The sequence below is a fragment of the Acidovorax sp. CF316 genome, from assembly GCF_000276605.1.
GTDB lineage: Bacteria > Pseudomonadota > Gammaproteobacteria > Burkholderiales > Burkholderiaceae_C > Acidovorax.
This window is the reverse complement of the sequence record NZ_AKJX01000063.1, coordinates 1-8,092: the sequence shown is the minus strand read 5'-3', so window position 1 is coordinate 8,092 and position 8,092 is coordinate 1. Positions and strand designations below refer to the sequence as shown.

Here is an 8,092-nt window from a genome sequence, read left to right as displayed (position 1 = left end):
GGCTCGCCCGCCGCACCCTGGCGCTGCACCAGGGTGGCGAGGAAGTCGGGCGACCAGCCCTCGCCCGCGGGCGCCAGCTGCAGGCGGCCCGGCAGGGCCAGGGACTGCAGCAGTTGCCCGGACTGCTCGCTGGCCCAGTCGGCCAGTTGCGCGGTGTCCATCGCCTCCTGCTCGCCCACCGCAGGGCAAGCCTTGCCGGCCAGCAGGGCCACCAGGGGCAGCAGCCGCTGCACCTGCGTCACCAGCGCGCCATGCGCCGGCAGACGCCATGCGCCTTCGCGCAGCAGGTAGAGCGCGGCCAGGGCCTCGCCCGCGTGGCCGGCCACGGCGGCCAGCCGCGCATTGGCCAGCAGTTCGTCCAGGGCGCTGTCCAGATGCCGGTCGTGCAGGTGCTGCGTGGTCAGTGTGCTCAAGGGGCTTCCTCCTCCTGGCGCGGGAGTGTAAGACGCCCACCTGCGGCCAGGAGCGCCGGCCGACGAGTGAAAGGCCAGGGGCGACCAACGGTGCGGCACTTGTCACAACCTGTACGCAGGGGCCGAAATCCATGCTGACACACCCTGGAGCAAAGATGCCCTGCACCACCTAAAATGCCCCGTTGCCCCCCATCCAGCCCGTGCGCGTCTCGCGCCCCTGGGGATGCGGTGGCCCAGACGACCGACTCCGTCCGCATGGAACTGCCCAAACTCTCCCCCGGAAAACGCTTCACCCTGCCCCGCCCCGTGGGCAGCGCCGATTCGCTGCTGCTGGCCCGCCTGGCCGAACGTGACAAGGCGGCAGGCCGCACCACAGCCATCGTCACGGCCGACGCCACCGATGCACAGCGCCTCATCGAGGAAATGGCGTTCTTCGCGCCCACGCTGCGCTGCGCGCTGTTCCCGGACTGGGAGACGCTGCCCTACGACACCTTCTCGCCGCACCAGGACCTGATCAGCGAGCGCCTGGCCACGCTGTGGCGCATCAGCCAGAAGGACAAGGACACCGGCGCCGACGTAGTGCTGGTGCCCGCCACCACGGCGCTGTACCGCCTCGCGCCACCATCCTTCCTGGCCGGCTACACCTTCCACTTCAAGGTCAAGCAAAAGCTCGACGAGGCGAAGTTCAAGGCCCAGCTCACGCTGGCCGGCTACAGCCATGTCTCGCAGGTCGTGAGCCCGGGCGAGTATGCGGTGCGCGGCGGGCTGATCGACCTGTTCCCCATGGGCTCGCTGGTGCCCTTCCGGGTGGACCTGTTCGACAACGAAATCGACAGCATCCGCACCTTCGACCCCGACAGCCAGCGCAGCCTGTACCCCGTGCCCGAGGTGCGCCTCTTGCCCGGCCGCGAGTTCCCCATGGACGACGAGGCGCGCGCCAAGTTCCGCAGCCGCTGGCGCGAAATGCTCGAAGGCGACCCGACCAAGAGCCGCATCTACAAGGACATGGGCGCTGGCGTGGCCACGGCCGGCATCGAGTACTACCTGCCGCTGTTCTTCGACGAGACGGCCACCGTGTTCGACTACCTGGGCGGCGAGGCCACCGTGGTGCTGCACGGCGACCTGGAGCCGGCCTTCCAGCGCTTCTGGCAGGACACCAAGGACCGCTTTCGCCTGGTGCAGGGCGACCCCGAGCGCCCGACCTTGCCGCCCGAGGCGCTATTCCTCTCGGCCGACCAGTTCTACACGCGCGCCAAGGAGCATGCGCAGCTGTCCATCCGCCCCGGCGTAGAGGACGTGGATGACAACCCGCATTTCCACAAGCTCGGCGACCTGTCGGTGGTGCGGGGGGCCGAGGACCCGCTGGCCCGCCTGCACGCCCACATCCGCAACACGCAACACCGCGTGCTGCTGCTGGCCGAAAGCGCCGGCCGGCGCGAGAGCCTGCTCGACTTTCTGCGCGCCAGCGGGGTGAACCCGCCGGCCTTCGACTCGCTGGCCGAGTTCCAGGGCACGGCCGACGAAAAGGTGGGCATCGCCACCGCTGGCCTCACGGTGGGCTTCAGCTGGGTCGAGGACGGCATCGACTTCGTCACCGAGACCGAGCTGTTTGCCGCCGGCCCCACCACGCGCCGACGCAAGAAGCAGGAGCAGGTGAGCGACGTCGAGGCGCTGATCAAGGACCTGGCCGAGCTCAACGTGGGCGACCCCGTGGTGCACAGCGCGCATGGCATCGGCCGCTACCGCGGCCTGGTGAACATGGACGTGGGCAACAAGAACCCCGACGGCACGCCCGCCATGCAGGAGTTCCTGCACCTGGAGTACGCCGACAAGGCCGTGCTCTATGTGCCCGTGAGCCAGCTGCAGCTGATCAGCCGCTACACCGGCGTGAGTGCCGATGAGGCGCCGCTGCACAAGCTCGGGAGTGGCCAGTGGGAAAAGGCCAAGCGCAAGGCCGCCGAGCAGGTGCGCGACAGCGCGGCCGAGCTGCTCAACATCTACGCCCGCCGCGCCGCGCGCGAGGGCCATGCCTTCCGCTACAGCCCGCAGGACTACGAGACCTTTGCCAACGACTTCGGCTTTGAGGAAACCGCCGACCAGAACGCCGCCATCCATGCCGTGATCCAGGACATGATCAGCCCGCGCCCCATGGACCGCCTGGTCTGCGGCGACGTGGGCTTCGGCAAGACCGAGGTGGCGCTGCGCGCGGCCTTCGTCGCCGTCACGGGGGGCAAGCAGGTGGCCTTCCTCGCGCCCACAACCCTGCTGGCCGAGCAGCACTACCAGACCCTGGTGGACCGCTTTGGCAAGTGGCCGGTGAAGGTGGCCGAGGTCTCGCGCTTTCGCTCGGGCAAGGAGATCACCTCGGCCATCAAGGGCATCGGCGACGGCACGGTGGACATCGTGGTGGGCACGCACAAGCTGCTTTCCGAATCCACCAAGTTCCATAACCTGGGTCTGCTCATCATCGACGAGGAGCACCGCTTCGGCGTGCGCCACAAGGAGCAGATGAAGGCCCTGCGCGCCGAGGTGGACGTGCTCACCCTCACGGCCACGCCCATCCCGCGCACCCTGGGCATGGCGCTCGAAGGCCTGCGCGACCTGTCGGTCATCGCCACCGCCCCGCAGCGGCGCCTGGCGATCAAGACCTTCGTGCGCAACGAGGGCACGGGCGTGATCCGCGAGGCGGTGCTGCGCGAACTGAAGCGCGGCGGGCAGGTCTACTTCCTGCACAACGAGGTGGAGACCATCGAGAACCGCCGCCAGAAGCTCGAAGAGATACTGCCCGAAGCCCGCATCGCCGTGGCCCACGGCCAGATGCCCGAGCGCGAGCTCGAACGCGTGATGCGCGACTTCGTGGCCCAGCGCTACAACATCCTCTTGTGCTCGACCATCATCGAGACCGGGATCGACGTGCCCACGGCCAACACCATCATCATGAGCCGCGCCGACAAGTTCGGCCTGGCGCAGCTGCACCAGCTGCGCGGCCGCGTTGGCCGCAGCCACCACCAGGCGTATGCCTACCTCATGGTGCCCGACACCGAGGGCCTGACCAAGCACGCCGCCCAGCGCCTGGACGCCATCCAGCAGATGGAGGAACTGGGCAGCGGCTTCTACCTGGCCATGCACGACCTGGAGATCCGCGGCGCCGGCGAGGTGCTGGGCGAGAACCAGAGCGGCAACATGCTGGAGGTGGGCTTTCAGCTGTACAACGAGATGCTCAACGAAGCCGTCAAGGCGCTCAAGGCCGGCAAGGAGCCGGACCTGCTCTCGCCCCTGTCGGTCACCACCGACATCAACCTGCACGCCCCCGCCCTGCTGCCCGACGACTACTGCGGCGACGTGCACCTTCGCCTGTCGTTCTACAAGAAGCTGGCCACCGCCAAGAACCCCGACCAGATCGACGGCCTGCTCGAAGAGATCGTGGACCGTTTCGGCAAGCTGCCGCCGCAGGCCCAGACCCTCATCGACGTGCACCGCCTGCGTGTGCTGAGCCAGCCCTACGGCGTGGTCAAGGTGGATGCCGCCCCGGGCGTCATCAACATCACCTTCAAGCCGCAGCCGCCCATCGACCCGATGCGCATCATCGAGCTGATCCAGAAGAACAAGCACATCAAGCTGGCGGGCAACGAGAAGCTGCGCATCGAGCGCGAGCTCAAGGACCCCAAGGACCGCGCGCAGATGGTGCGCGACATCCTGCGCTCACTGGGGCAGCCGCAGCCGGCCACCGCCTGAGATTGCAGGCGGCGGGCGCATCTGGCACGATCCCTGCAAAGGCATTGTTGACATGACGAGCCCCGCTGCCCCGCACCCACCCCAGCTCTCGCCCAAGCTGCCCCAGCTGGCGGCCCAGGGCTTTGCGCTGCGCCACAGCCGCCAGGCGCACTACGAGTTCGACTGGCATGTGCACGACTGCGCCATGCTGCTGTGGCCGCGCAAGGGTGCGCTGCACAGCGCCTGGCAGCCGGAAGGCGAACCAGGCAGCGCGGGTGGCTTCGAGCAGATGCTGCTCACACGCAGCCAGGCCATCCTGCTGCCCGTCTCAACCGCCCACCGCACGCAGTCCACCACACAGCAGCAGGAGCATGGCGAGCTCTACCTGGCGCCCGAGATCGCGCGTGCGCTCACGGGCCGGGGTGCCCTGCGGCTCGATGCCGCAGCGCTGGCCATGCTGGATGCGCTGCTGGCCCCCGCCCTCGACCCGCGCGCCGCCGAGCCGCTGGTGCAGGCCGTGGTGCGGCAGATCACCCGCGCCCGCCCGCTGGAACTGGCGCGGCCCCGCTCCCCCGCACGGCAGATGGCGGCGCGCTTTGCCCAGGCGCTGGACTGGAACGAGCCCCTTCCCGGCATCGATGCCATCGCCTGCGAGCTGGGCAGCTCCACACGCCAGCTGCAGCGCGCCTGCCAGGACGAGTTCGGCCAGAGCCCCGTGGCGCTGCGCCGGCAGATGCTGGCCGCGCATGCGCGCCGCTTGCTGGCCATGGGCCTGCCGCTGGCGCAGGTGAGCGTGCAGCTCGGGTTTGCGACCAGCGGCCACCTCACGCGCCTGCTGAAAGCCGTAGCGCACTGACGCGTTTGCGGCGCCTGTCGCAAATCGGATCACGGCCTGTCGCATCCTGGTTGTCCAGATCGCCCGCCGGTTCCTAGCATGGGACCTCCTTCGTGATGGAGTTCCCCATGCCTGCCTCGCCCCCCATTGTCCGCCGCTGCAGGGCCGCCCTGCTGACCATTGCCCTGGCCGGCACCTGCGCGCCCTTGCTCGCGCAGACACCCGCCTGGCCCGCCAAGCCCATCACCCTGGTCGTGCCCTTCCCGGCCGGTGGCGGCACCGACCTGGTGGTGCGCGCGCTGCAGCCCCGGCTGCAAAAGGAGCTGGGCCAGCCCCTGGTGATCGACAACCGCGCAGGCGCCGGCGGCACCCTGGGCTCGGCCCTGGTGGCCCGCGCCCCGGCCGATGGCTACACCGTCGGCGTGGCCACCACCAGCACCCACGCGGTCAGCGTGAGCGTGTACCCCAAGCTGCCGTTCGACCCGGCCAAGGACTTTGCCTATGCCGGCTTCATCGGCACATCGCCCTATGTGCTGGCCACCACGGGCGCCCTGGGCAAGCCCGACACCAAGGCCCTGCTGGCGGCGCTCAAGGCCAGGCCCGAGGGCTTCAGCTTTGCCTCGGTGGGCGCGGGCACGGTCTCGCACCTGCTGGGCGAGCAGTTCAAAGCCGTGGCCAAGGTGCCGCTGGTGCACATCCCCTACCGCGGCGCAGCGCCGGCCTACACCGACCTGATATCGGGCCAGGTGCAGCTGATGTTCGACAACCCTGCCGGCCTGGTGCCCTACATCCGCGCGGGCCGCATCCACGCCGTGGCCACCACCACGCCCAATGCACTGCTCACTGGCGTGCCTACTTTCCAGCAGCAGGGCCTGCCGGGGTTCGATCAGTCGCTGTGGTACGGCATCGTCTTTCCCGCGCAGACACCCAAGGCGGTGGTGGAGCGCTTCAACCAGGCACTCAACAGCGTGCTGTCCGACCGCGCCGTGGCCGCCGAGCTGGCCGCACTGGGCGTGAACGCCGCACCGGGCACGCCCGACACACTGCAGGCCGCCGTGGTGCGCGACACCGCCTACTGGGGCCGCATCGCCAAGACCGTAGGAGCCCGCGTTGACTGAGCACACCCTCCCCTTTCCCGCCTCGCTGCCTGCCGCCGGCCAGGTCGTTCTGATCCGCGTGTTCGTCAACGGCCCGGGCGGCGGCAACCCCGTGCCGCTGGTGGCCGATGCGCGCGGCATGGATGCCGCGCAGATGCAGGAGGTGGCCCGTGCCCATGGGCACGAGTCGGCCTTCGTGCTGCCGGCCGATGTGCCCGGCGCCGACTGGCGCCTGCGCTTTTTCGTGCCGCACCACGAGATGGAGATGTGCGGCCACGCCACCGTGGGCACGCTGTGGGCATTGCGCCGCTGGGGCCTGTGGACCACGCCCACGGCCCGTGTGCAGACGATGAGCGGCCTGGTGGACGTGGAGTGGGACGCTGCAGGCCAGCGCGTGTGGATATCGCAGCCCGCAGTGCGCGAAGAGGTGCTGGACGCCAGCGCAGCCGCCCTGGTGGCCCGCACCCTGCGCCTTCACGACGCCACGCCCCGGCCCACCACCAACGCCGCCACCAGCCGCGTGAAGACCCTGGTGCCCCTGCCCGAAGTGGCCGCGCTGCAGGCCCTGGCACCGGACTTCGCGGCCATGGAGTCCACCTGCGACGCCATCGCCTCCACCGGCCTGTACCCCTATGCGCTGCAGGCCGGCGGGCCGGTGGCAGAACCCACCGTGTTCGCGCGCCAATTCCCGCGCAAGTCCGGCTACCCCGAAGATGCCGCCACCGGCATCGCCGCTGCCGCCCTGTGGGGCCACCTGGCCGCCGCCGGCACCATCCCCGTGGGCAGCCCCGCCCAGCCCGTGGTGTGCACCGTGCGCCAGGGCGATGCCATGGGCAGCCCCTCGGCCATCGCCGTGCGGCCGCGCTTCGACGCCCAGGGCAACGTGGCCGGCTGCTGGCTCAGCGGCGAAGTGGTGGAGGGTGCGGCATGAACAAGCACGTGCCCACCACGCCCGAAGATCGCCTGGCCGCCGCGGGCCTGGCACTGCCACCCGCGCCCCAGCCGCGCGGCAGCTACGCACCCTGCCATGTGCACGCGGTGGCGGGCCAGCACTGGGTGGCGGTGAGCGGCCAGACCAGCCGCATCGCCGGCCAGGCCCTGGCCGGCATCTGCGAGGCAGGCGGCGACCTGCAGCCCGCGCGCCATGCGGCCACCGTGGCCATGCTCAACACCCTGGCCGCGCTGCGCACCGCCTGCGGCGGCGAGCTGGCCCGCGTGCAGCACGTGGTGCGCCTGCGCGGCTTCGTGCGCTCCGCGCCAGGCTTCGGTGCGCACCCCCAGGTGCTCGACGCCGCGTCCGACGTGCTGGCCATTGCCTTCCCGCAGCAGGCCCTGCCGGCCCGCAGCGCCATCGGCGTGGCCAGCCTGCCCGATGGGGTGTGGATCGAGCTGGAGGTCGATGCAGTGGTGGACCCAGCCTGAGGGCCGCGGCGCCGGTTCCCCACACCCCTTTGGTACAGGACTTGCTTGAACCCATCGACCTGCGCTATACCTCTTTCAGGTGAGGGTTGTGGGTACGCAAATCGATTGACGCAGGCTTGCAAGAAAGCGCGCCTGCCCTGTTCCATTCCTTTGGGGAGTTTTTGTCATGCAACTTCGGCGCTCCGTCTTCACACTCACCCTGGCCACGCTCGCCATGGGCAGCACAGCCAGCGCCTTCGCACAGGCGCCCTACCCCGACCGCCCCGTCAAGGTCATCGTGGCCCTGCCCGCGGGCGGCAGCGCCGACATGATCGCGCGCGTGGTCACGCAGAAGATGGCGGCCGAGCTGGGCCAGCCTTTCGTGGTGGACAACAAGGCGGGGGCATCCGGGCAGATCGGCACGCCGCTGGTGTCGCGCGCCGCGCCCGACGGCTACACGCTGATGGTCTCGCCGGCCTCGTTCCTCACCACCAACAAGAGCATCTTCAAGACCCTGCCCTACGACCCCGAGGCCGACTTCGTGCCCGTCACCAAGTTCGTCAACCAGCCCATGGTACTGGTGGTCAAGGACAAGCAGAAGTTTCCCACTGTGGCTGCCGTACTGGCCGCCG

The 8,092-nt window shown here is 69.8% G+C and carries 7 protein-coding genes; 6 read left to right on the top strand and 1 reads right to left on the bottom strand.

Annotation, left to right across the window (positions count from 1 at the left end; genetic code table 11):
• The coding region (locus tag PMI14_RS06490) for a hypothetical protein (RefSeq protein WP_007851508.1) at window positions 1–413 on the bottom strand (413 nt) is incomplete at its 3' end.
• A 255-nt stretch (window positions 414–668) separates the two neighbouring features.
• Between PMI14_RS06490 and mfd the strand changes: the two genes are divergently transcribed.
• From mfd to PMI14_RS06460, 6 genes are all read left to right on the top strand, one after another.
• Window positions 669–4,148 (top strand): transcription-repair coupling factor, encoded by a 3,480-nt coding sequence (gene mfd, locus PMI14_RS06485; protein ID WP_007851506.1) that lies wholly within the window; start codon window positions 669–671, stop codon window positions 4,146–4,148.
• Between the two features lie 52 nt (window positions 4,149–4,200).
• On the top strand, window positions 4,201–4,983 hold the full coding sequence (locus tag PMI14_RS06480) for a helix-turn-helix domain-containing protein (protein WP_007851505.1): 783 nt from the start codon (window positions 4,201–4,203) through the stop codon (window positions 4,981–4,983).
• 107 nt (window positions 4,984–5,090) lie between these two features.
• Window positions 5,091–6,080 (top strand): tripartite tricarboxylate transporter substrate binding protein, encoded by a 990-nt coding sequence (locus tag PMI14_RS06475; protein ID WP_007851502.1) that lies wholly within the window; start codon window positions 5,091–5,093, stop codon window positions 6,078–6,080.
• Complete coding sequence (locus PMI14_RS06470; protein ID WP_007851500.1) at window positions 6,073–6,990, top strand: PhzF family phenazine biosynthesis protein; 918 nt, start codon at window positions 6,073–6,075, stop codon at window positions 6,988–6,990. The genes PMI14_RS06475 and PMI14_RS06470 overlap by 8 nt, the downstream gene beginning before the upstream one ends.
• On the top strand, window positions 6,987–7,481 hold the full coding sequence (locus PMI14_RS06465) for a RidA family protein (protein WP_007851498.1): 495 nt from the start codon (window positions 6,987–6,989) through the stop codon (window positions 7,479–7,481). Before PMI14_RS06470 ends, PMI14_RS06465 begins: the two co-directional genes overlap by 4 nt.
• A 166-nt stretch (window positions 7,482–7,647) precedes the next feature.
• The coding region (locus tag PMI14_RS06460) for a tripartite tricarboxylate transporter substrate binding protein (RefSeq protein ID WP_007851496.1) at window positions 7,648–8,092 on the top strand (445 nt) is incomplete at its 3' end.

Coding starts and splice junctions, on each gene's coding strand:
- mfd (WP_007851506.1), top strand. CDS start 669: ATGGAACTGCCCAAACTCTCCCCCGGAAAACGCTTCACCCTGCCCCGC.
- PMI14_RS06475 (WP_007851502.1), top strand. CDS start 5,091: ATGCCTGCCTCGCCCCCCATTGTCCGCCGCTGCAGGGCCGCCCTGCTG.
- PMI14_RS06465 (WP_007851498.1), top strand. CDS start 6,987: ATGAACAAGCACGTGCCCACCACGCCCGAAGATCGCCTGGCCGCCGCG.
- PMI14_RS06480 (WP_007851505.1), top strand. CDS start 4,201: ATGACGAGCCCCGCTGCCCCGCACCCACCCCAGCTCTCGCCCAAGCTG.